The organism is Pseudomonas sp. MPB23 (genome assembly GCF_046605395.1).
Classification (GTDB): Bacteria; Pseudomonadota; Gammaproteobacteria; order Pseudomonadales; family Pseudomonadaceae; genus Aquipseudomonas.
The window spans coordinates 4,472,432-4,494,735 of the sequence record NZ_CP176771.1 but is presented as its reverse complement, the minus strand read 5'-3'; the positions used below and the strand labels follow the sequence as shown (position 1 = coordinate 4,494,735).

Genomic DNA, 22,304 nt, shown 5'->3' with positions numbered 1-22,304 from the left:
GATTTTTCTGGCTGGCCGGTTTGTTGTGGTGTGCAGGCTCGCCGCAGCAAGCCCATCCACACGCTCAGATCCGCGCCAACGCCTGCGCCAGATCCGCCCTCAGGTCTTCCACATCCTCGATCCCCACCGATAACCGCACCAACCCATCGCCAATCCCCAACTGCGCCCGCGTCGCCGCCGGGATGCTGGCGTGGGTCATGATCGCTGGGTGTTCGATCAGGCTTTCGACGCCGCCCAGGCTTTCGGCCAGGGCGAAGAGGCTGACGTTTTCCAGGAAGCGCCTGGCGCCGGCCAGGTCGGTGTTCAGGTCCACCGAGATCATCCCGCCAAACCCGCGCATCTGTTGGCGCGCCAGTGCGTGTTGCGGATGGGAGGCGAGGCCGGGGTAGTGCACCCGCGCCACCTGCGGTTGCTGTTCCAGCCAGGTGGCGAGGTCCAGGGCGTTGCTGCAATGGCGCTCCATGCGCAGCGCCAGGGTTTTTACGCCGCGCAGGGTCAGGAACGCATCGAACGGGCCAGCGATGGCGCCGACCGAGTTCTGCAGGAAGCCCAGGCGTTCGGCCAGGTCGGGGTTGTCGCCGACAATGGCGATTCCGCCGATCACATCGGAGTGGCCATTGAGGTATTTGGTCGTGGAGTGCACCACGATATCGACACCCAGCTCCAGCGGGCGCTGGATCCAGGGGCTGGCGAAGGTGTTGTCGGCAACGCACAGAATGCCCCGCTCACGGCAGATGCGCGCGATTGCGCTCAGGTCGGTCAGGCTCAGCAGCGGGTTGCTCGGGGTTTCGACCCAGACCATGCGCGTGTCGTCCTGCAGCGCGGCCTCGAACGCGGCCACATCGCTCAGGTCCACGAAGCTGAAGCGGTGCCCGGCGCTGCGTTGACGCACCTTGTCGAACAGGCGGAAGGTGCCGCCGTACAAGTCGTTGCCGGAGACGATATGGGCGCCGGCATCGAGCAATTCCAGCACGGTGGAAATCGCCGCCAGCCCGGACGCGAAGGCAAACGCCTGGCTGCCGCCTTCCAGGTTCGCCACGCAGCGCTCCAGGGCAAACCGCGTCGGGTTGTGGGAGCGGCCGTAGTCGAAGCCTTTGTGCACGCCGGGGCTGTCTTGCCGGTAGGTGGAGTTGGCGTAGATCGGCGGCATCAGCGCGCCGGTGGTCGGGTCGGGTGACTGCCCTGCATGGATCACGCGGGTGGCGAACGCAGTGTTATCGGGTTGAGTCATGCAAGGGATCTCCGTAGGTGGTTGAGCAGGTCGACGCGGGTGATCAGGCCATAAAAGTCCGACGCGTCGGCGATGATGGCAACCAGGCCGCGATCGAGTTCCGCCTGCAATTCGGCCAGGCTGGCGCTGGGGGGCAGGGTTTGCAGGTGATCGCTCATGGCGCTGGCGACGATCATGGAGAAGTGCGCGGCGTCATGGTGCAGGCCCAGCAGGATGTCGGATTCGTCGATCACACCCACCAATGTTTGCCCATCCACCAGCACCGGCAGTTGCGACACATCGGCCAGGCGCATGCGCTGGAAGGCGGTGAGCAGGGTGTCGTCGGGGCTTACGCTGATCACCCGGCCGTCCTCGAAGCGCCGCGCGATCAGGTCGCGCAGGTCGCCGTAGTGCTCGTAGTGCAACAGGCCCGCGTCGGTCATCCACTGGTCGTTGTATACCTTCGACAGGTAGCGTGTGCCGGTGTCGCACACGAACGTGACCACGCGCTTGGGCTCGGTTTGTTCACGGCAATAGCGCAGGGCGGCGGCGAGCAGGGTGCCGGTGGACGAACCGCCGAGAATGCCCTCGGCCTTGAGCAGTTGGCGGGCATGGTCGAAGCTTTCTTCGTCGCTGATGGAATAGGCATGGCGCACGCTGGACAGGTCGGCAATCGAGGGGACGAAGTCTTCGCCGATGCCTTCCACGGCCCACGCGCCGGGTGTTGCCAGTTTGCCGCTGCGGCTGTATTCGGCCGTCACCGAGCCCACGGGATCGGCCAGTACCATTTCCAGGTCCGGCTGCACGCGCTTGAAGAAACGCGTCAGGCCGGTGAGGGTGCCCGCCGAGCCGACACCCACCACAATCGCGTCCACATCGTGCTGGGTCTGCGCCCAGATTTCCGGGGCGGTGCTGGTTTCGTGGGCCAGCGGGTTGGCCGGGTTGTTGAACTGATCGACGAAAAATGAACCGGGGATGTCCCTGGCCAGGCGCGCGGCCATGTCCTGGTAATACTCGGGGTGGCCCTTGCCTACGTCGGAGCGGGTGATGTGCACCTCGGCGCCCATGGCCTTGAGGTGCAGCACTTTTTCCGTGGACATCTTGTCGGGCACCACCAGCACCACGCGATAACCCTTGGCCCGGCCCACCAGCGCCAGGCCCAGACCGGTATTGCCGGCGGTGGCTTCGATCAGGGTGCCGCCGGGGCGCAGGCGGCCGTCGCGTTCGGCGGCGTCGATCATGGCCAGGCCGATGCGGTCCTTGATCGAGCCGCCAGGGTTCTGGGATTCGAGCTTGAGAAACAGCGTGCAGGGGCCGGTATCGAAACGGCTGACCCGAACCAGCGGCGTGTTGCCGATCAGCTCAAGCACGGCGGGGCGGGAGTGGCTGGGCATGTCGTCACCTCAATCCGGGGGGGATGGACAGCTGAATGCAACGCATGGCTTGGAACATAGGCCGGTATCGGGCGGGTCGCAACCGGGCGGTGCGCTGTCTGTCTGTTTTTGGCGCATGGGCGATGGATGGGTGCGCCATCAGCGTGCACGTATTGCAGCGATTGCCCCGTATTCATTGCGGATCGGGATTGGCCTGGGGTTTGCTTCAAGGAATTCAAACTTGGATACAAGATGGAGTTTCCCATGCACCACGCTTTCGGCTGGACCCTGGCTGAGTGGCAAACCGCTTACCGTAGCGGCACGATCACCCCGGATATTTTGCTCGCCCTCGCCGCCGAATACCCGGCCGACGACAACGCCTGGATCGCCCGCGCCACCCCTGCGCAACTGGCTGCGCAACTGGCGCAATTGAGCGAGCGCCTGGCGGCGGTGGGCGGCGATATCGCCAAGCTCGCGCTGTATGGTGTGCCGTTTGCGATCAAGGACAACATCGATGCGGCCGGTTGGGAGACCACGGCGGCTTGTCCAGCATTTGCCTACACGGCGGCGCAGGATGCTTCCGTCGTGCAGACACTGCGCGCAGCCGGCGCGATCCTGATGGGCAAGACCAACCTCGATCAGTTCGCCACGGGCCTGGTGGGCACGCGCTCGCCTTACGGCGCGGTGGGCAACAGCTTCAATGGCGACTACGTCAGCGGCGGCTCCAGCTCTGGCTCTGCGTCGGTGGTGGCCCGTGGTCTGGTGGCATTTGCCCTGGGCACCGACACCGCCGGCTCCGGGCGCGTGCCGGCGGGGTTCAACAATATTGTGGGGCTCAAGCCGACCAAGGGCCGACTGTCCAATACCGGCCTGGTGCCGGCGTGCCGCACGGTGGATTGCATCTCGGTGTTCGCCTTGACCGTGTCTTGCGCCGACAGCGTGGCACAGGTCGCAGAGGGTTATGACGCCCGCGATGCCTATTCCCGTGCCAATCCCCATACGGCACCGGTGGCGGTGGCGACGGCGATCAGACTGGCCGTTCCGGCGAGCCTGGAATTTTTTGGCGATACCCAGAACCAGGCGGTGTTTGAGCATGCGGTCGAAGGCTTCAAGGCCCTGGGCGCGGTGATCACGCCGGTGGATTTCACCGCGTTCAAAGAACTGGCTGATCAGTTGTACTTCGGCCCGTGGGTCGCCGAACGCACCGTCGCCCTGGAAGGCATGCTGGAGCGCCAGCCCGAAGCGATCAACCCGGTGGTGCGCGGCATTGTTGAAAGCGGTCGACAATACAGCGCCTGCGATGCCTACAAGGCCGAATACCTGCGGGCCGAGCTGAGCCGGCAGATCAATGACACATTGGCCGGCTTCGACGCCTTGCTGGTGCCCACATCGCCGACCCTTCGTACCATTGCGCAAATGGCCGAGGAGCCGGTGCGCTACAACTCGCAGTTCGGCTACTACACCAACTTCACCAACCTGGCCGACCTCTCGGCCCTGGCGCTGCCCGCCGGCTTGCGCGCCGATGGCTTGCCCAGCGGCATCACCTTGCTCGCACCGGCCTGGCATGACCGTGCCCTGGCCCATTTGGGCAAGCGCTGGCAAGCCAGTCTCGACCTGCCCATGGGCGCCACCGGGCGCCACCTGCCTGCGGCCCCCCCGGCAACGCAAGCCCCCGGCACCGTGCGCGTGGCGGTGGTGGGCGCACACCTCACCGGCATGCCGTTGAACGTGCAACTGACCAGCCGCAACGCGGTGCTGGTGGAACAAACCCTGACCGCCGACACCTATCGCCTTTACGCATTGCCGGGCACCGTGCCCCCCAAGCCCGGGCTGGCCAAGGCGGACAGCGGGCGGGCGATCATCGTCGAACTGTGGGACATGCCGATTGCGCGTTTCGGGGAGTTCGTCGCCGAGATTCCCGCGCCGTTGGGCATCGGCAACCTGCTGCTGGCGGATGGGCGCAGCGTCAAAGGCTTCATCTGCGAGCCCTGGGCCCTGGCCGATGCCCTCGACATCACCGAATTCGGTGGCTGGCGTGCCTTCATCGCGAGCCGAGGGTAAGCATGCAACTGGCCATGGCAGGAAAACCCAAGGCGCGCCCGGACAGTCTGGCGGAACAGATCTACGCGCAGCTCAAGGCGGATATTTTCGAGTTCCGCCTGTTGCCGGGCGATCGCTTCAGCGAAGGTGAAGTGGCCGAACGCATGAACGCCAGCCGCACACCGGTGCGCCAGGCGCTTTATCGGCTGGAGCGGGAAGGTTTTCTGGAGGTGTATTTTCGCAGCGGCTGGCAGGTGAAACCGTTCGACTTTGCCTATTTCGAAGAGCTGTACGACGTGCGCATCGTACTGGAACTGGCGGCGGTCGCACGCTTATGCGCCATGGACGAACCGAGCCCAATGTTGCTTGCGTTGCAGGCGACCTGGCAGGTAGAGGAGGGTGAGCGCCTGCAGGACACCCAGACGGTGTCCGCGCTGGATGAAGGCTTTCACTGCGCCCTGGTGGAAGCCACCGGCAACCGTGAAATGGCGCGCATGCACTACGCCATAACGGAAAAGATCCGCATCATTCGCCGGCTCGACTTCACCCAGGCCTCCCGCATTGCGGCAACGTACGAGGAGCACGGACAAATACTCACTGCCATCCTGCAGCGGCGCGGTGAACGGGCGCAGCACCTGCTTACGCGGCACATCGAACTCAGCAAGCAAGCGGTACGCGAGATCACGTTGCACCGGTTGCATATGGCCAGGCAGCCCTGATGAGAGCGGCCTTGCTATGGCGACCTAATGTTCGCTGCGATACACCTCGGCAAAAATATCCGTGATCGCCCGCCGCGGCCGACGTTGCTTAAGCGCCTTCACGCGCTGCCCCAACCGAATCAACGCCTCACTGGGCTTGGCCCACTGCTCCTCAGGAATCGACTCCGACCAGGCTCGCATGGCCTCCGGCAATTTTTTGCGGCCGACCTTGGCGATGCGTTTGACTTCCCATTCGACCAGGCGGTTGGGCAAGGTCCAGAAGGTCATGACGTGGTAGAGGTACCAGAAAAAACCATACACCCAGCCGACTTCCTTTTCGCGAATCCGCCGGTGCAAGCGCGCGCGGGCGTTGCGGAAGGTGTGCAGGCCTTCATGGGGCGGATCGTTTGGGCCTTGCAGGTCCATCGGGTCCTGGATGCTCTTGAGGTCGTGGACTTCGTACTCCATGTAGGCGCGCACGGCTTCCCAATGGGCAATCGCCAGCGGCATTCCGGCGCACATGAACTCAACGCGGACCAGTTCCCCTTCGTGATAAAAGCCCATGCCCATGCCGTATTGGCGAGTTACGCCATACTGTGAGCCGCCTTGCGCCTGGACGACCCAGGCGCAGAGGGATTCCCAGGGGACGAACAGGGGGGCTTGTGCGCCCTGGGGCATGAAGCAGACTTCGCGGCGTTGACGGTTGAAGCGGGTGGGGATGACTTCTGTGTATAGGCTGTGGGCCTTGAGCCATGCCGCGAGGCAGACGCCGAGGTTGCACAAAGATACCCAGAAGACAATTTCATAAGCCTCTAAAAATACGCCTTGCATCGCATCCCAGATATCAACCCATCCATATCCGAAGCCTACGCCAAACAAAGCAAGAACAATCGGGCTGCCCAAGAGCGCGAAGACCGCACCGGTAAAAGGCGCCCCCAATGTCATCTGCCATGAAAATACTTGGGGGTTGCCGCCGCCAAAGTCCAGGTACGTGTCGTTGAGATCGCTCACGTAAGGACTGTGTGGTGTTGCTTCTGTCGGCAGCGGTAGCGGTGCCAGGTACGTCGTGTAGCCAGAAGGAAACGTTTCGATATCTCCTGCGCGGTACGCCTTCGTTGCCGCCGGATCGGTCGGTTGTGTGTCGAGAGGTTTAGCCATGCGAAATCAACTCCAGCATCATTTACGCCACCGCTTGAACTTGCGTTCAGAGCCACCCGCCGGTTCATGTTCGTGTCGGTAAACCTCGGCAAAAATGTCGGTGATCGCGCGCTGCGGCCTGCGTTGCCTGAGTTCTTTGACGCGCTGCCCCAACCGAATCAATGCCTCACTGGGCTTGGCCCACTGCTCCTCAGGAATCGACTCCGACCAGGCTCGCATGGCCTCCGGCAATTTTTTGCGGCCGACCTTGGCGATGCGTTTGACTTCCCATTCGACCAGGCGGTTGGGCAAGGTCCAGAAGGTCATGACGTGGTAGAGGTACCAGAAAAAACCATACACCCAGCCGACTTCCTTTTCGCGAATCCGCCGGTGCAGGCGCGCGCGGGCGTTGCGGAAGGTGTGCAGGCCTTCATGGGGCGGATCGTTTGGGCCTTGCAGGTCCAGCGGGTCCTGGATGCTCTTGAGGTCGTGGACTTCGTACTCCATGTAGGCGCGCACGGCTTCCCAGTGGGCAATCGCCAGCGGCATTCCGGCACACATGAACTCAACGCGCACCAGTTCCCCTTCGTGATAAAAGCCCATGCCCATGCCGTACTGGCGAGTCACGCCATACTGTGAGCCGCCTTGCGCCTGGACGACCCAGGCGCAGAGGGATTCCCAGGGGACGAACAGGGGGGCTTGTGCGCCCTGGGGCATGAAGCAGACTTCGCGGCGTTGGCGGTTGAAGCGGGTGGGGATGACTTCGGTGTATTGGCTGTGTTTGTTGATCCATACCCCGAGGCCGACGGCCAGATTGCACAAAGATGACCAGAAGACAATTTCATAAGCCTCTAAAAATACGCCTTGCATCGCATCCCAGATATCAACCCATCCATATCCGAAGCCTGCACCAAACAAAGCAATAACAATCGGGCCACCCAAAAGTGCTAAGACCGCAGCGGTAAAAGGCCCCCCCAATGTCATCTGCCAGGAAAATACTTGGGGGGTGCCGCCGCCAAAGTCCAGGTACGTGTCGTTGAGATCGCTCACGTAAGGACTGTGTGGTGTTGCTTCTGTCGGCAGCGGTAGCGGTGCCAGGTACGTCGTGTAGCCAGAAGGAAACGTTTCGATATCTCCTGCGCGGTACGCCTTCGTTGCCGCCGGATCGGTCGGTTGTGTGTCGAGAGGTTTAGCCATGCGAAATCAACTCCAGCATCATTTACGCCACCGCTTGAACTTGCGTTCAGAGCCACCCGCCGGTTCATGTTCGTGTCGGTAAACCTCGGCAAAAATGTCGGTGATCGAGCGCTGCGGCCTGCGTTGCCTGAGTTCTTTGACGCGCTGCCCCAACCGAATCAATGCCTCACTGGGCTTGGCCCACTGCTCCTCAGGAATCGACTCCGACCAGGCTCGCATGGCCTCCGGCAATTTTTTGCGGCCGACCTTGGCGATGCGTTTGACTTCCCATTCGACCAGGCGGTTGGGCAAGGTCCAGAAGGTCATGACGTGGTAGAGGTACCAGAAAAAACCATACACCCAGCCGACTTCCTTTTCGCGAATCCGCCGGTGCAGGCGCGCGCGGGCGTTGCGGAAGGTGTGCAGGCCTTCATGGGGCGGATCGTTTGGGCCTTGCAGGTCCAGCGGGTCCTGGATGCTCTTGAGGTCGTGGACTTCGTACTCCATGTAGGCGCGCACGGCTTCCCAGTGGGCAATCGCCAGCGGCATTCCGGCACACATGAACTCAACGCGGACCAGTTCCCCTTCGTGATAAAAGCCCATGCCCATGCCGTATTGGCGAGTTACGCCATACTGTGAGCCGCCTTGCGCCTGGACGACCCAGGCGCAGAGGGATTCCCAGGGGACGAACAGGGGGGCTTGTGCGCCCTGGGGCATGAAGCAGACTTCGCGGCGTTGGCGGTTGAAGCGGGTGGGGATGACTTCGGTGTATAGGCTGTGGACATGGAGCCATACCCCGAGGCCTACGCCCAGGTTGCACAAAGACATCCAGAAGACAATTTCATAAGCATCTAAAAAGATGCCTTGCATTGAATCCCAAATATCAGCCCACTCATAACCGAAGCTTGCCCCAAGAAGAGCGCCGATAACTGGGCCACCCAGAAGTACGAAGACCGCAGCGTTAAAAGGCCCCCCCAATGTCATTTGCCAGGAAAATACTTGGGGGCTGCCGCCGCCAAAGTCCAGGTACGTGTCATTGAGATCGCTCACGTAGGGACTATAGGGCGATGTCTCTGTCGGCAGCGGTAGCGGTGCCAGGTACGTCGTGTAGCCAGAGGGAAACGACTCGATGTCTCCTGCGCGGTACACCTTCGTTGCCACTGGATCGATCGGTTGTTTATCAGTCATGCGAAATCAACTCCAGCATCAAGGGTTCTATCTGCAGCAGCGGTGCGTGGGGGAGAAGGGGGTCCTGATCAACTGGCGGGAAGGCGCCGCTACCCCTTGGCTCAAAGCGGAGAGAGTACGTTCGCTGATGCAACTGCCCGTTGGCGTTGGGGCTTTGAATGACCACCACCAGCATCAGCTCTTCGCGGGACCTGTTTGGTATCGGTTCATCGGGCACGGGGTAGCCGATGCAGAGAATTATCTGATGGCCATCGACGCGACGTAGCCGGGTCTCGACGGCCTCGCTGAGTATTTCCCAGCGTTCGTGGGGTAGCCCTCTTTCCTTGCGAATCGTGTTGATGCGGTACGCAGCAATGCTCAACCGATGGCTGGGCCTGCCGCCCATCGGTGGCGTAAATGCGCCGATATCCAGCCCGGGCAACAGCAAATGCATATCACCGACCTTGGCTTCCAGCAGCAGGTCTTTCCACCAGGTGTCGTGTTCGACAGGGCCGACCTGCACGGAGGGTGCCTGCATGATCGTGATCAAGGTGTTTTGGTAGTCAGCCAGGCTCAAGGATTTTCGTTTGCTCGCGTCCCGTCCCCATGGCGTGCTTTGTAGCCATTGGTCATGGGCACTGGTGTTGTAGTGGTTGTAGAGATAGTTGCCGCCCAACTCCAACGCCGTAAACAGCGCGCCAGCCAGGTTTACACGGAAAAAAACGCTTGAGAGGCGCACCCCGGCGGCGGCCCATGCGGCGGTTCTGGCGGGCCCTTGCTTGGCCAAAAATACGATAGACGTCGCGTAGAGCGTATGACCGAGGCCATACAGATTGCTTGCCAGCAAACCGCCTGAACCGGCCATCGACATGATCGCCCCGGCCTGAGCCCCATCGTTGCCCCTGCGGACGGCTTGCTCCCAGTTGGCTTGATAACTGTTGAGGCTGGTACCAGCAGAGATTGTTCCCAATGCATAAGTCATCAGTCCCAAACCGATGTGCAACTTGCCCATTTGCACATGCACATGGGCGACGGCGTGATTCTGCAACCCTTTGGCCAACACTGAGATGCGAGCAGTCAGCGCCGTATCGAATACACCTTGCGCCGCAGCAAAACCGGCAGCACCCGTAGCCATCACCGCACTTGCAAAGGGTCGCCAAGTTCGTGGGTTTTTACTTGCCGAAAAAGTCTCTGCATATACCTGGGCGAGATTCAACGCCTGCACCACAAACACTAACAACGCCGCCCCATCCCCCAACCGATTCGGTAGTGGCGCCGCCTTCACCCCCTCGCGAAAGTTCCTCATCAACCCGGCTATTTCCTGCCGGCCCGCCGGCGCAAAGACCACCGTTATCCCCGCCCGCGCGGGCGTGGCCCCGAAAAACTGGACATGGTTGTCCGGCAAGTCGCCAATCGGGCTGAGTGCGTTGGCCAGGCGCGCTTCGGCGATGCCCAGTCGATAGCGGGTGTTCGCGATTTCAACCTGAAGCTCTCGCGCTCTGGGCGATTTGTGGCCCGCTGTCTGTTTTGACCAGACCCGTTCGCGCTTGAGCCTTTGCAGATAGTCCTGTTCTCTGAACCAGTCCCGGAGTTCGCGCCGGAGTGAGTCCTTCTCGTCCGCCGATGCAAAGGTAAAGGTCACGCCCTCGTGCTTCGCCGCGTCCAGAATGCGGATCAGCAAGGCCTTGGGCAAGCGACTGAAGAGCTGATCGAGCGTCGGCATCGGCTGGCCCTTGAACACCTGATCAAAGTCCGCCAGGGCTTTTTCCAGGCCGCGATTGAGCGCCGGGGTCATGGTCTGTTGGGTGGCGTCGGCAACCGCGCGGGTGTCGTCCGGGAGCCTGTCGAGGGCCGGTAACCGGTTGTTCTCGAGGTCCTGAAGTTTTTTCAAAAGCTCGGGCATGTTGTTGAACAGCGTCATGCCCGCCGCCGGCACGAATGCATACTGCGCCCACAGCGTGGTCTGTTCGCTGTAGGGCAGCGTGTAAAACAGGGGGCGGCTGAATTGCGGCTCTTTCTCCAGGTACGTGAGCACCCGCTCGCAGGCTTCGTCGCTTCGGCAAATGTCCTTCAGGCAGGCGTATTCGGTCGTAAAACCCTGGCCGATCTGTCTGTCATCCTGGGGGTCGTAGTACCACGCGCTTTTATGGAAAAGTCCGGCGCAAAACAGCGTCGTGCGATCCGCCGTGATGTGGTCGAGCAGGGTGTGCCAACGCTTGAGCGATTGGCGGTGAGCGAGCAGTGCGTTGTCCATCGCCTCACGGTCGATCAGGTCATTGATGCCGCGTTGGCCCATCTTTGCGCCATTGAGGGCCTCCTTGATGCGGCGGTCCTGCTCTTTACCAAGCTTGATCAGGGCCTCGAAATGTTCCTCGACGAAGTCCTGGGGCGACGTCTTGAAGTGTTCCCGGGTGTAATAGCGCCGATCCGTGTCTTCGATGTCGTGAGTCGCGGCGGCGTAGTCTGCAGAGGCCCCCTGGTAACGGACCATGTACAGCGCGTCTTCCAGGGCCTCCTTGTGCAAGCGCGCCAGTTCTCGCGGCACGGGACTGCCCTTCGGCGGTGTAGGCAATCCGCCTTTGTTGAGGTAGTCGACCAGAGCCTGGCGCGTCGTACCTTGCTGCGGCGCCGGCATGGCCTCCAGGTCGCCGAGCATGCGCTTGATGGCCGGGTGGTTACTGGCATCGGCCAGTCCGCCGATATCCGCCTGGGTCAATTGGGTCAGCGATTCGATATAGCAGGCCAGCAGGTAGTCACGTTCGTTGCCGCGTGCTTGCGATCCGCCGTTGGCCCACGCGTCGATCCACTCGGCGACCTGATCCTGGTAGTTGGCGAGGTCGCGCAGCACGCCAATATCATCCTTCACCAGCACATACATGACGTCATAGTGGTACCCCACCTCGACGCAATTGCTGAGGTGGCGCATCGAAATTTCACGAAAACGTGCAGGCATTTCCCACGCATACGGGGTGTGTTCATTGTCGGAATCGGCGTCGTCATCGCCGCTGGAGGCGACCTCGGCCAACCAGCGCTCGGCCTGGTAGGGCGTCAATAAACCGGGCCCGCCGGTTTCACAATCGGCCTGGCCCAGATCGACGGCCTGCATGAAGTAGTCGCGCTCGGATGGGCTGTTGAGGACCTGGCGGCACTTTTTTGCGGTCCACGGTATTTCGGAGTAGCAGACATACAGCTCAGCGCGCGCGGGATAGATCAACACCGGTTTGTTGATGGGCGTTTCGCGCCGATCACTGTGGACGTCCGTGCCCTGCCAGAGCATCGCGCTGACCACGCCATCGAGGACGCGGTATTCCGAGAGTTCGCCCTTTTGCGCGTCGATCACATAGAGCCAACCATTGCGCAGCAGACGAATGCCGAGCGGGCGAGTGGCGAGTGGGTAAGGGACGGGAATTTCACTCGAAGGGTCCAGGGCAGGGTCATCGACCAGGCCATAGCTCAGGGGCACCAACTGCATCGTGCTTTTCATCAGCGGGCAGGTGGCCATGGAGCTTTTGGCGTCATCGCGGCTTGCATTGACGTGGTTGGGGTTTTTTTTCATACCGGGTTCCTTGGCAGGCTTTCGGCCCGTTCTTGCTTGAAAAATGAAGGCGCCCAGAGGGCGAAGTGCACCGTTGGGGGGCGTCTTCGATTCAAACCGCATGCCAATTAAATAATTTCTATATAGAACAGTGGCTTAGTGACGATTAGGCGGGCAGAACAGCTTTTTTGGAGGCGAAACGGGGAAAAAGTGCGCAAGAAGTTGCACAGTGCTGTGCAACTTCTTGCGCACTTGGCTGAAGCCCTTGTAAAACAAGGGCTGTAGAGGATTTAGGGGTGGATTTTCAGCTTTTTACTGTGCAACTTTTTGCCATGTGGGCCCGCTCGCCACAGCAAGCCCGCCTGGCACAGCCATAAGGCTCTCGGGTCAGTCAAGAATCGCCTTCAAACGGGCCAAAACGGCCTCACCGGCCTGTTGCATCGGCGCGCGCAGCTCACTGCCGATCACGCCCTCCATCGCCAGCGCGGCTTTCACTGGCGCCGGGTTGGGTTCCATGAACAGCGTATTGATCAGCGGCATCAAGCCCATGAACGTTGCCCGGGCCTCCGTCAACTGGTTGTCCCGCACCTGCTGCCACAGCGCCACAAACTGCTCGGTGCGCACATGGGCCGAGGCCGCAATTGCCCCGCTGGCACCCAGGCACAGGGCGTTGAAGATCTGGATATCCTCGCCACACAACACATCCACCGCGCCACTGGCCAGTAGCGCCAGGGTATTGGCCAGGTTGCCGCCGCAGTCCTTGATCGCCACGATCCGTTCGTGGGCGACGATATTCAACAGGGTGGTCTGCTCGAAGGTCACGCCGGTGCGATAGGGAATGTCGTAGAGAATGATCGGCGCACTGGACGCATCGGCTACGCTGCGAAAGAACGCTTCAAGGCCGGCCTGGGAAGGGCGGATGTAACTCGGCGCTGGCACCAGCAGGCCGGCCACCGGGCGTTTGAGGACCTCGGCCTGGAACTGCAGCAGTTCGATCTGATTGTTGCCCGCCAGACCCATCACCACACGGTGCGCAGGTACCTGTTGCAACACCGCATCCAATACCGCCAGTTGTTCCAGACGGCTGAGCGATGCCGCTTCGCCGGTAGTGGTGCACACCATGATCCCGGCCACGTGCTTTTCCAGCAGGTGGCTGACCAGCCGGCGCAGGCCGATAAAGTCGATGGCGCCGTCATGAAACGGCGTGACCACGGGAACCCAGATACCTTGAAACGAGGACATGCACTTTCTCCTGATGATTGACCGTTTGAGTCACCGTCAGAAGGGCATGGGGAATTGTGCAAGGGGGGAGTCCGTCGCGCTCAATGTCCTGTCAGCTCATCTGACGGGACAGCGCGCCCCGGTCACATGAGCGACTGTTTCTTCGATTTGAGGGCGTGCGCAACGCAACCTGGCGCCTTGGCAAGCAAGCCAATGACGAAGAGGTTAACGGAGGACATTGCGGACATTGGTTGACACACCCTGAAGAAGGTTTCCATCTTCAGCGAAGATTACAGGATGTGTCAACGGTGTGTTTATCCGATGGGTTTATTCAAATCGGTCGATGCGCGTATCGGAATAGAAAAACTCGTTCTTGTCCGTGCTCGACTCGAGGAAGTACGCGTAGTCGGTCAGGTAGTACAGGTGGTTGACCCGCTTGTACTTGTCGTCGTCGGTGCGGCACGACAGGGCCTTGGCGCTGCCCAGCAGGTTGGGGTTGAGTTCGCTGGCCTGCAATTGGCGCTCGACCACGCAGCGCGTGATCAGCTCTTGGTTATAACTGCCGGCCAGGCTATTGAGCGTCGAGCGGTTGAGCTGGTAGACCACAGTGTCGCCCACCGGCAGGGCTTTCCAGTTACCGGTGAGGCTCAACTGGGTCAGCGTTGTGCTTTGAGCCATGCCTGCGCCGCCGAAAGTGGATTTCGACACCAACTGGATCAGGTTGCGCCAGCTCACCGATTGCGACTCGTAGCCGTCGCCGCGGTGGGCGATCGACAGTTGACCGCTGGCCGCATCGGGGCTGATGAACTGCTCGCTGACCTCGTTGCTGGTCTTACCTTTCATGGTCGCGGTGCCCGAGAGGTGCAGGTACTTGAGTGTGCGCGCCGGCTTGTCCTGGCTGAACGGCGCGAGCGCGGCGAGCACCTGAGGCTGCACGGAGGTCAGGGCGATGGTCGGGGGGGCTTTCAAGCGTGGCTTGAACACCGGCAGTGCCGCGATTTTTTCCGGGGTGGCACACACCTGATTGAACAGCAGCGCATAGTCGCCGTCGCTGCCGACGATGTTGCGCGGCGTCGGGAAGCTGTCGACCCGGCCGTCACTCACGCGGTTGCGCACATCCAGATCGTAACCGGCCAACTCCTGGTAGGTGCCGCTCGCGCAGGACACGGCAAAGTGCTCGCGTTTTTGCGCGTAGGGCGCGTCGTAGGGCAGGTCGTTGAGCACCGTCGGGTTGTCGAAGGCGGCCCAGAAACGGGTTTCATCCTTTACGGTCTTGACGCTGGCAGCGTCGATCAGCACCCAGTTGCCCCGGTCGTCGGTCTTGACCAGGCGCCAGTCAGGCTTGGGCGTGTCGGCACAGGCGCGCACGAACGTCGGGTTGGCAGCGAGCTTGGTGTAGAGCTCGGCAGACATCTTGCGCGCTTCGGTATAGCGCCCGGCTTTCAACGGGTACACCCGCTGGGCACCGTCGAGGTACAACAGGTGCAACTGCGCGGAAGAACACGCCGCCTCGAACTGCATGGTGCGTCGCACGCCGCCGGTGGATTCGGGCATCAGCAGCTCGAAACTGAGCAAGTCGCCTTCGCGCACGATGCTGTTTTCTACCAGCGGCTGGGCCAGCGTGCCGGCAATCATTTGATCGACTCTGTTGGCCTGGGTGGCGCAACCGGACAGGGTGGCAATGCCACCGGCAAGCAAAAGGGAAGTTAAAACGCGCACAAGAGCCTCATTGAGTCCATTCGGGTATGTCAGGGTGACGGCACGAGGAGATGAATCTTTAGGGGCATCATCACGAGACGTTTATCCCTTCACGGCGGCCTCAATGGCGGCAATGTCGATTTTGCTCATGGTCATCATCGCGTTGAAGGCACGCTTGGCGATCACCGGGTCGGGGTTGGATATGGCATCCGCCAATACCCGAGGCGTGATCTGCCACGACAGTCCCCACTTGTCCTTGCACCAGCCGCAGGCGCTGGCCTGGCCACCATTGCCGATGATGACGTCCCAGTAACGGTCGGTTTCCGCCTGGTCATCGGTGGCCACCTGGAAGGAAAACGCTTCGGTGTGGGGGAAGGTCGGGCCGCCTCCTCGGCGGTGCCGTTGTACCAGAGGCAGAGGGTGTTTTTGCGGGGCATGGTCGGTCTCCATGTGTGACGGTGTGTATGGAGTCTAGACGCCAAGCTGCTGTTCGATCGCCCATGGCGCGGTAGCCTTCCAGGCCCAGCGGATTGGCGTTATGGGTCACGTCCGGGTGCATGAAGTGCTCAAGACGGTCCCCGTCCTGCGGGTTGAGGCAGTCGATGTAGCCTCGGTAACTGGCGCACAGTTCGGTCCTGGTCATGGGCATTCCCTCAAGCCCTGCGCGCCATCAACAACACCGACGCCGCCGCCGACAACAGCCCCGCGCAACAGCGATTGAACAACCGTTTGCCACGCGGCTCGGCGAACCAGCGGCGCATGTGCAGGCCCATATAGGCATAGGCACTGATGGCGATCCACTCCAGCACCAGGAACATCGCACCCAGCAAGGCGAACTGGGGAGTGATCGGTTCACCGGGCACCACGAATTGCGGGAGGAAGGCGGTGAAGATCAGGATGGCTTTCGGGTTGCCCGCCGCCACCAGAAACTCCTGACGCGCCAACGCCCACAACCCGACTTTCGCCGCTGTCGATTCAGCCTCCGCCTGCGGATCGGCGCGCCACAGCTGAACCGCCAGATAAACCAGATAGGCCGCCCCCAGAACCTTGATCCCGTAGAACAACAACTCCGACGTTTGCAGCACCACCGCCAGGCCTGCGGAGGCGAGGGCGATCATTCCGGCGAAGGCCAGCAAGCGGCCGATGCCGGCGAGGCAGGACGCGCGGTAGCCGTAGCGGGTGGCGTTGCTCACGGAGAGCAGGTTGTTCGGGCCTGGCGCCATGTTCAGGGCGAAGCAGGCGGGGAGGAAGAGGGCGAGGGTGGCGAGGTCCATGGCGGCTCCGGGATCGCGGCAGTGGGGAGGGGTGAGGATAAGGGCGGCGGGGGGCGTTGGACAATGTGGGCGTGTGGGGCTGACTGTCAACGGGTGGTCGATGGGGCGAAGCTGTTGTTACCGGGTGCGGTCATGCAGCTTGCGAAATGAGGTGCTTGAGCGGTTGCGCACACGTTCGTAGCGGTGCGTGAGTGCCGGAGGAAGGGGCAACGCAAGCCAGGCGCGCCCCTGTATTGCTACACCTCTCTGAAGCTCGCCGTCTGGATTCCAGGCGTACCCTGTGCAATGCAGATCACTGAAATCTGCGGTCGAGTATTACCGTCTCTCAAGAGGTAACGTTCATTGACTTGAGGTCCGTTCAAGGGAAGGCAGTTTGGAACATCCCACAGATGCAGGCCTACGCTTACATAGGGGCCGCCGTTTGCAACGACCGTTCCTGTGGCAGAGCTATATACTTCCGTCATGTTGGCATCCATCCTTTACACGTCATTGAGAAGTGGGTCGTTTGATCGGCTGTCTGGCACGTGTATCGACTTCCACCGATTCACAACCCACTGTTCGAGATTAAAGTGAGTGAGACGCGCTCGGTAAGTATCGTTACCGTAGCGTTCTAGTTGGGGTAGGGGCCCGGTACGAATGCATTGACGCAGGTGTCGAAATGAATGCTCGCCTGGTTCTGTGCATTGAACGTCACTTCAAGGTAGCGGCTGAGTTGAAACGTCGAACGTGTTCCCGGCGAGGTAGTGGAATACGTTGAATAAGAGGCTGCGGATTTGAACAGCCCGGTTGGTATTACACTGCCGTTGTCGATATCGCTGCCGACCAATACCCATATGACCGATGCAGGCTGCGATATATAGCGAGATTGAAAACGGTTGAGGGTAAAACTGTTGATCGGCGACGGTGCTGAGGGTTTGCCGGATGCGCTGTCGTACATATATAAAGCCAGTCCCGTGATCAGCGGTTGCGAGTGGGAAGGGGCTTCGTAATAGATACCAATCGTCCCGTCCTTGCCTTTGCCGTCTCCATTGATTTGCACACCGTTGAAGCTATAGGCGTTGCCATAGAGCACCGGAGTTATAAGGCCCATGTTAATGACTTCGACGGAAGTAACGGTGCCATTGGCGATATAGAGACTGCTGTCCGGTTCAATGATCAGCTTCATCGAGTCTGCGATAGGAGGCGGCAAGGTCAAAGCGACCACGGTATTGTCAGCTTCGGAGGCGGGGTTGGGCACAACGATGAGAATTGATTGATGACTGGCATTCAGAAATTGCCTGGCATCGATATCCAGATAGAGGGTCAATTGTAACGTGCCCGCTTGGCCTATCTGGGCGAACAGACCCGCTGCCAAGCCTGCGCACACGAAAATCCACGACCTGTATTGAGACACAGGACACCTCTGCGCAAATAAAGAACACCCGTTTCCGCCAAGGCGGAGACGGGTGCGATACCCCTGGGTAAAACCCGGTCAACTGCCCGAGTTAACAATGGTGCCAATGGTCGAACCCGAACTGACCGGCGACACCGAAGGTTTGCCGACCTGATTGGTGATCGCAAACGTGCTTGGCAGCACTTGCAGGTCGTATTCGATGGTGTTGGCGGAAAACGCGAAGGTGCAGCCAGGTGCCGAGACGCTGGCCTGAACGTTCCCCGACTTCAGGTTTTGCTGGGCAGCGACCAACAAGATGGTTTCCAGCGGTTTCATCATGATTGAACCCTGAGGGTTCAGGGTAAACGCGCAGAACGGCAGGTACTGGGCGCCCCCCGATGGCGTGTTGACAAGGCCGGCAAGGCCAACAGTCAGGGGTGGGGTACCGGCGGGACGATTATTGAACAGCCCCAGGCTGTCGACTGGCACATTGGCTACCCCGCCCGAAACAAAGCTGCCGTCGGAATTGAAGGTTTGCGCACTGCCCAGGGACAAAGCGGTGGAAATGGACTGCATCTGGATCGTCGTATCGGCCGCGATGTTGCCTTGAGTGGTGACGTACAGCTTGTACTTCGGCTCGTAATCAACGTCGACCAACCCGAACATGGTACCGAACGGTACAGAGAACCAGGTCGGCACGCCGGCTGTGAGCTGGTTGGGACCTACCGCGCCCTTATAGGCCAGCAGGTTATAACCCTGAGCCTGTAACGCACTGAGTACAGCCTTTTGATCGGCCGAATTAAAGTCAAACTCTATAGTGAACGTAGTCATTTTTTCACCTGTTAATCCTTAACGCATTAAAGTTTGTCAGCCGTTCTGTCCACGCGACTGGCTATTTGAATCGCCGGAAGTTTCGTTAGTTACTTGCGAATTCCGGTGACTCGGTTAAGAGCGTAGAGGCTTGGGGTCGCAGTCATAAGTATCGTTACTGTAACGCGGCGTCAGCATCATGTCGCCAGCGCATGAGCGGGTGTTACACCACTGTCTATAGAAAGAAAACCTTGCAGGGCATAACAAATAGACGACGCCAGTTCCTGTTGGTGGGCGATGGCGGTATAGGCGGCTCGATTGAATTGTTCCGACCAGGCGACATAACCGGTGGTTACGTCGATCAGGCGTACGGAGGTTCTGATGCGCTCTGAATCGACATGAACACTGCCTTCCAGACGCAAACCAATACCGTCACTTGGAAAAGCGGCGGTTGTTTTTTCGGGGGGATAGGCTTTGCACGTATCGGCGTGTTCGACAATTATTTTTCGTCCCAGGTTTTTGTATAAATGATGGGTCAGTTCTTCATGCAGTCCTTCGGTAAAACACACCCAGCCCGCCTGCGAAGACAGGCATTTGAATGGGCTGATACAGAAAGCACCGGTGCGTTGAGCCCCTCTGGCATTGATCGGGCGACGATGGAAGGTCGGCATGTAACACCCCAGGGGGATCACGATGTTGATCTTGGCGTTACATCCATACGTGGTGTAGTAATTTTTTAATTTTGCTCGCAAGCGTCCCACTTGAACGCGTACCACCGGGTCTTCGCCGGTGCTGTACGACTGCGGGTCACGGTCAAACACACCGATGCCGATTGCGTATTCGCTGGTATCCCTGACGGATTCCAGGATGGCCTGCTCGACCAGATAACTCAGCAAACGACTCATGCGCGGAGAGTGCTTGAACATGTCGCTGGATAATAAGGTGTCCCTGGCGGACTCGACTTCAGATAATTCAATAAAGTCATGACCGAGATACTTGATGTTTGTGTCAGTCATTGCAAAACTTCCTCTGCATCCGTTCATAGAAAAAGTGCTCGCATGCTAAATGACGAAGTTAGATACATTCCTGGGCAGCCCTGCATTCGCCAATTAGCATGGTTTACAACGGCTGCCCATTGATTCCGAATCAAAACGCGCTTTGTTAGTTTGTATCGTCAAGCTATTTTTCAACTTGCTTCGGTAGTCTAGCGTCTAATTTACTGATGCCTAAGTATTGTTACCGTAGCGTCCGTTGATCTGATCGTTCGCCACGGCGCAAAACGCGGGTAGTCGGGTATTCATCCGTACGCCCTGAGCCTGGCCTGGAGCAAGTCCCGTTGTGGCGTCTTGAGTGGGATTTTAAGAACGGCTACCCGAACGGGCAGCCGAAAAAGCACGGACGATCAGAAGCTGTACTTGGCGGTCAGCATCATATTGCGCGGGTTACCGTAGCTGTCGCCGCCATAGCTCGCGGAGTTGGCGATGGCTGAGTAATAGCGGCGGTCGAAGATGTTGTTGGCGTTGAGTTGCAGGTCGAGGTGGTCGTTGACCTTGTAGCCGGCCATCAGGTCGGTGACGGCGTAGGCGCCTTGTTTGAGCCTATAGGTGCTGCCATCGGCCAGGGCGATGTCGTTGTACATGCGGCTCTGCCAGGAGATGTTGCCACCTACGCGCAGCCTTTCGAGCGGGCCCTGGAAGTTGTAGCGGGTGGTCAGCTTGAACAGGTGTTCCGGCGTATCCGTGTCGAACTGCTTATTGACCTTCTGCGGGTTGGCGTCGTCCTTGATGGTGTGGGTACGCGCGTAGGTATAGCCACCGCCGACCTGCCAGTTTTCGGTCAAGGCGCCTTGCAGTTCAAAGTCGACACCCTGGCTGCGGATTTCGCCGGAGCCCTCATAGCAAGAGGTTTGCGGGCAGTTCGGCACGTACACCTGCACGGCGCGGTTTTCCTGGTCGATACGGAACAGCGCCATGCTGGCATTCAGCGCGCCGCCCAGGTATTCGCCCTTGATGCCGACCTCGTAGTTTTTGCCGACGATGGGCTTGACCGGGGTGCCGGAGATGTCCTTGGAACTTTGCGGCGTAAAGATATCGCTGTAGCTGACATAGACCGAGTGATGGTCGTCGATCTCGTAGATCAGGCCGGCGTAGCGCGTGAGGTTACGCGTGACCTTGTAGTCGCCGCTGCCATCGCGGTTGTCGTAGTCGTACCAGTCCAGACGCCCGCCGAGGATCAGCTTCAGCGGGTCGGCCAGGCTCAGGCGCGTGGTGATGTAGACACCGTCCTGGGTGGTGACTGTGCGGCCGTCGGTGGTGTGGACGAAGTTCGGTTTGCCCGAGGTGAGCGGCCAGTCCATGTCGTAGGGGCTGTAGCTGTGGGTGGTCATGTCGTAGATACGCTTGCTGGCGCCCACCACCAGTTCGTGGGTACGTCCGAATGCCTGGAACGGCCCGCTGGCAAAAGCGTCGATGCCCGTCTGGTTTTCGTCGTAGGCGGCCTGGTAGACCGTACGCGCCAGTGTGTTGTTGACCCAGCGCGACTGGTAGGAACCGGAAAACAGTGCGTTCTGTTCGGCGTAGTTGGCATTGACCTGAAGGCTCCAGTCGTTGGCCAGGCGCTGACGCAATTCGGCGAAGACCGTGTTGATCTCCTGGTCCTTGTTCTCCCAATCGGTGCCGGGGTTGTAGGAGCGCGGCAGGTTCAGGTGATGGCCATCCTGGCCGATCAACGACGAACCCCAGAAGTAATTGGTCTTGTCCTTCTGGTTCGAGAAACCCAGGGTCAGGGTGGTGTCTTCGCTCAGGTCGGCTTCGGTGACGGCATAGAACAGGCCGTGATACTCCTCGACGTTGTCGATAAAACTGTTGGCGTCGCGGTAGGAGGTGACGACCCGGCCGCGCAGGGTGCCGCTGTCATTGAGCGGGCTGGAGGCGTCGAGTTCGCCGCGGTAGTCGTCCCAACTGCCGGCGGCGCCGGTGAGGGTGACTTTCTGCTCGTCCAGCGGCCGCTTGCGGATCAGGTTGATGGCGGCCGAAGGGTTGCCCGAGCCGGTGACTAGGCCGGTGGCGCCGCGCACCACCTCCACGCGATCAAACATCGCCAGGTTCGGCTGTGCGCCCACCGAAGCCCCGCTGTAGCCGCTGGGGATGCCGTCATACATGAGGTTGTCGATGTTGAAACCGCGCGAGGTGTAGGACTGCCGGCCAGGCCCGCTGGAGAAGTTGAGGAACAGGCCGGGCGTGGCGTTGACCACGTCGTTGATGCTGGTCATCGCCTGGTCGTCCATACGCTGGCGTGTAATCACGGTAACGGCCTGCGGGGTCTCGCGCAGGGTGAGCGGGAGTTTGGTCGCGGTGGCCATCGCACCGGTGGTATAGGACTGAGTGCCTTCGGTGGTCGTACCCAGTTGCTGCTGCCCACTGATTTCGGTAGCCCCCAGTTCCAGCGGGGTGGAAGGCGCCTCAGCCTCGTCGGCGAAGGCCGTTGGTGAGGTGGCAAGACAGATGGCCATGGCCATCAAATTGAGTGAAAAACCGTTGCTGCCGTGTGGTTGCACAGACATGAACCTGACTCTCCCTGAACGCCCTCTGCGG

Annotated in this window: 15 protein-coding genes and 1 pseudogene; 2 read left to right on the top strand and 14 right to left on the bottom strand. The window is 60.3% G+C overall.

From position 1 onward, the window contains the following. Positions 1-64: 64 nt before the first annotated feature. Positions 65-1,231, bottom strand: a complete 1,167-nt coding sequence (locus ACLH0J_RS20240) for a cystathionine gamma-synthase (RefSeq protein ID WP_411388711.1) — start codon at positions 1,229-1,231, stop codon at positions 65-67. Then, a complete protein-coding gene (locus ACLH0J_RS20235; protein ID WP_411388710.1) occupies positions 1,228-2,604 on the bottom strand; it encodes a pyridoxal-phosphate dependent enzyme in 1,377 nt (458 codons plus the stop codon). The genes ACLH0J_RS20240 and ACLH0J_RS20235 overlap by 4 nt, the downstream gene beginning before the upstream one ends. Positions 2,605-2,847: 243 nt before the next feature. On the opposite strand from ACLH0J_RS20235, the gene atzF reads away from it, so the two are divergent. Together atzF and ACLH0J_RS20225 are read left to right on the top strand one after the other, a co-directional pair. Further along, positions 2,848-4,644 carry an allophanate hydrolase gene (atzF, locus tag ACLH0J_RS20230; protein WP_411388709.1) on the top strand — a complete coding sequence of 599 codons (1,797 nt, stop codon included), beginning with the start codon at positions 2,848-2,850 and terminating at the stop codon, positions 4,642-4,644. Positions 4,645-4,646: 2 nt separating this feature from the next. Beyond that, a complete protein-coding gene (locus ACLH0J_RS20225) occupies positions 4,647-5,342 on the top strand; it encodes a GntR family transcriptional regulator (RefSeq protein ID WP_411388708.1) in 696 nt (231 codons plus the stop codon). Positions 5,343-5,366: 24 nt separating this feature from the next. Here ACLH0J_RS20225 and ACLH0J_RS20220 read toward each other — a convergent pair whose 3' ends face one another. From ACLH0J_RS20220 to ACLH0J_RS20165, 12 genes and pseudogenes are all read right to left on the bottom strand, one after another. Then, positions 5,367-6,479, bottom strand: a complete 1,113-nt coding sequence (locus ACLH0J_RS20220; RefSeq protein WP_411388707.1) for a hypothetical protein — start codon at positions 6,477-6,479, stop codon at positions 5,367-5,369. Positions 6,480-6,497: 18 nt separating this feature from the next. Then, positions 6,498-7,655: a hypothetical protein gene (locus ACLH0J_RS20215; protein ID WP_411388706.1), complete on the bottom strand. Its 1,158-nt coding sequence runs from the start codon at positions 7,653-7,655 to the stop codon at positions 6,498-6,500. Between the two features lie 18 nt (positions 7,656-7,673). Next, on the bottom strand, positions 7,674-8,822 hold the full coding sequence (locus tag ACLH0J_RS20210; protein WP_411388705.1) for a hypothetical protein: 1,149 nt from the start codon (positions 8,820-8,822) through the stop codon (positions 7,674-7,676). Then, the gene (locus tag ACLH0J_RS20205; RefSeq protein WP_411388704.1) at positions 8,815-12,357 is read right to left on the bottom strand and encodes a toxin VasX; all 3,543 of its coding nucleotides are present in this window, start codon (positions 12,355-12,357) and stop codon (positions 8,815-8,817) included. The genes ACLH0J_RS20210 and ACLH0J_RS20205 overlap by 8 nt, the downstream gene beginning before the upstream one ends. Positions 12,358-12,723: 366 nt before the next feature. Then, positions 12,724-13,578, bottom strand: coding sequence for a 4-hydroxy-tetrahydrodipicolinate synthase (gene dapA / locus ACLH0J_RS20200; protein ID WP_411388703.1), 855 nt, complete (start codon positions 13,576-13,578; stop codon positions 12,724-12,726). Between the two features lie 306 nt (positions 13,579-13,884). Continuing rightward, a complete protein-coding gene (locus ACLH0J_RS20195) occupies positions 13,885-15,276 on the bottom strand; it encodes a hypothetical protein (RefSeq protein WP_411388702.1) in 1,392 nt (463 codons plus the stop codon). An 81-nt stretch (positions 15,277-15,357) separates the two neighbouring features. After that, a pseudogene (locus tag ACLH0J_RS20190) lies at positions 15,358-15,642 on the bottom strand (VOC family protein); the annotation flags it as partial. A gap of 266 nt (positions 15,643-15,908) precedes the next feature. Further along, the gene (locus tag ACLH0J_RS20185; RefSeq protein WP_411388701.1) at positions 15,909-16,529 is read right to left on the bottom strand and encodes a LysE family translocator; all 621 of its coding nucleotides are present in this window, start codon (positions 16,527-16,529) and stop codon (positions 15,909-15,911) included. Positions 16,530-17,139: 610 nt separating this feature from the next. Continuing rightward, positions 17,140-17,883, bottom strand: a complete 744-nt coding sequence (locus tag ACLH0J_RS20180; protein WP_411388700.1) for a hypothetical protein — start codon at positions 17,881-17,883, stop codon at positions 17,140-17,142. A gap of 117 nt (positions 17,884-18,000) precedes the next feature. After that, positions 18,001-18,732 carry a hypothetical protein gene (locus ACLH0J_RS20175; protein ID WP_411388699.1) on the bottom strand — a complete coding sequence of 244 codons (732 nt, stop codon included), beginning with the start codon at positions 18,730-18,732 and terminating at the stop codon, positions 18,001-18,003. Between the two features lie 176 nt (positions 18,733-18,908). Continuing rightward, a complete protein-coding gene (locus tag ACLH0J_RS20170; protein WP_411388698.1) occupies positions 18,909-19,727 on the bottom strand; it encodes a hypothetical protein in 819 nt (272 codons plus the stop codon). A 386-nt stretch (positions 19,728-20,113) separates the two neighbouring features. After that, on the bottom strand, positions 20,114-22,273 hold the full coding sequence (locus ACLH0J_RS20165) for a TonB-dependent siderophore receptor (RefSeq protein ID WP_411388697.1): 2,160 nt from the start codon (positions 22,271-22,273) through the stop codon (positions 20,114-20,116). Positions 22,274-22,304: the final 31 nt, after the last annotated feature.

What these genes read in the sequence shown, in the direction of transcription:
- ACLH0J_RS20240 (WP_411388711.1), bottom strand. Translation starts at nt 1,231, where the DNA reads ATGACTCAACCCGATAACACTGCGTTCGCCACCCGCGTGATCCATGCA.
- ACLH0J_RS20235 (WP_411388710.1), bottom strand. Translation starts at nt 2,604, where the DNA reads ATGCCCAGCCACTCCCGCCCCGCCGTGCTTGAGCTGATCGGCAACACG.
- atzF (WP_411388709.1), top strand. Translation starts at nt 2,848, where the DNA reads ATGCACCACGCTTTCGGCTGGACCCTGGCTGAGTGGCAAACCGCTTAC.
- ACLH0J_RS20225 (WP_411388708.1), top strand. Translation starts at nt 4,647, where the DNA reads ATGCAACTGGCCATGGCAGGAAAACCCAAGGCGCGCCCGGACAGTCTG.
- ACLH0J_RS20220 (WP_411388707.1), bottom strand. Translation starts at nt 6,479, where the DNA reads ATGGCTAAACCTCTCGACACACAACCGACCGATCCGGCGGCAACGAAG.
- ACLH0J_RS20215 (WP_411388706.1), bottom strand. Translation starts at nt 7,655, where the DNA reads ATGGCTAAACCTCTCGACACACAACCGACCGATCCGGCGGCAACGAAG.
- ACLH0J_RS20210 (WP_411388705.1), bottom strand. Translation starts at nt 8,822, where the DNA reads ATGACTGATAAACAACCGATCGATCCAGTGGCAACGAAGGTGTACCGC.
- ACLH0J_RS20205 (WP_411388704.1), bottom strand. Translation starts at nt 12,357, where the DNA reads ATGAAAAAAAACCCCAACCACGTCAATGCAAGCCGCGATGACGCCAAA.
- dapA (WP_411388703.1), bottom strand. Translation starts at nt 13,578, where the DNA reads ATGTCCTCGTTTCAAGGTATCTGGGTTCCCGTGGTCACGCCGTTTCAT.
- ACLH0J_RS20185 (WP_411388701.1), bottom strand. Translation starts at nt 16,529, where the DNA reads ATGGACCTCGCCACCCTCGCCCTCTTCCTCCCCGCCTGCTTCGCCCTG.
- ACLH0J_RS20175 (WP_411388699.1), bottom strand. Translation starts at nt 18,732, where the DNA reads ATGACTACGTTCACTATAGAGTTTGACTTTAATTCGGCCGATCAAAAG.
- ACLH0J_RS20170 (WP_411388698.1), bottom strand. Translation starts at nt 19,727, where the DNA reads ATGACTGACACAAACATCAAGTATCTCGGTCATGACTTTATTGAATTA.
- ACLH0J_RS20165 (WP_411388697.1), bottom strand. Translation starts at nt 22,273, where the DNA reads ATGTCTGTGCAACCACACGGCAGCAACGGTTTTTCACTCAATTTGATG.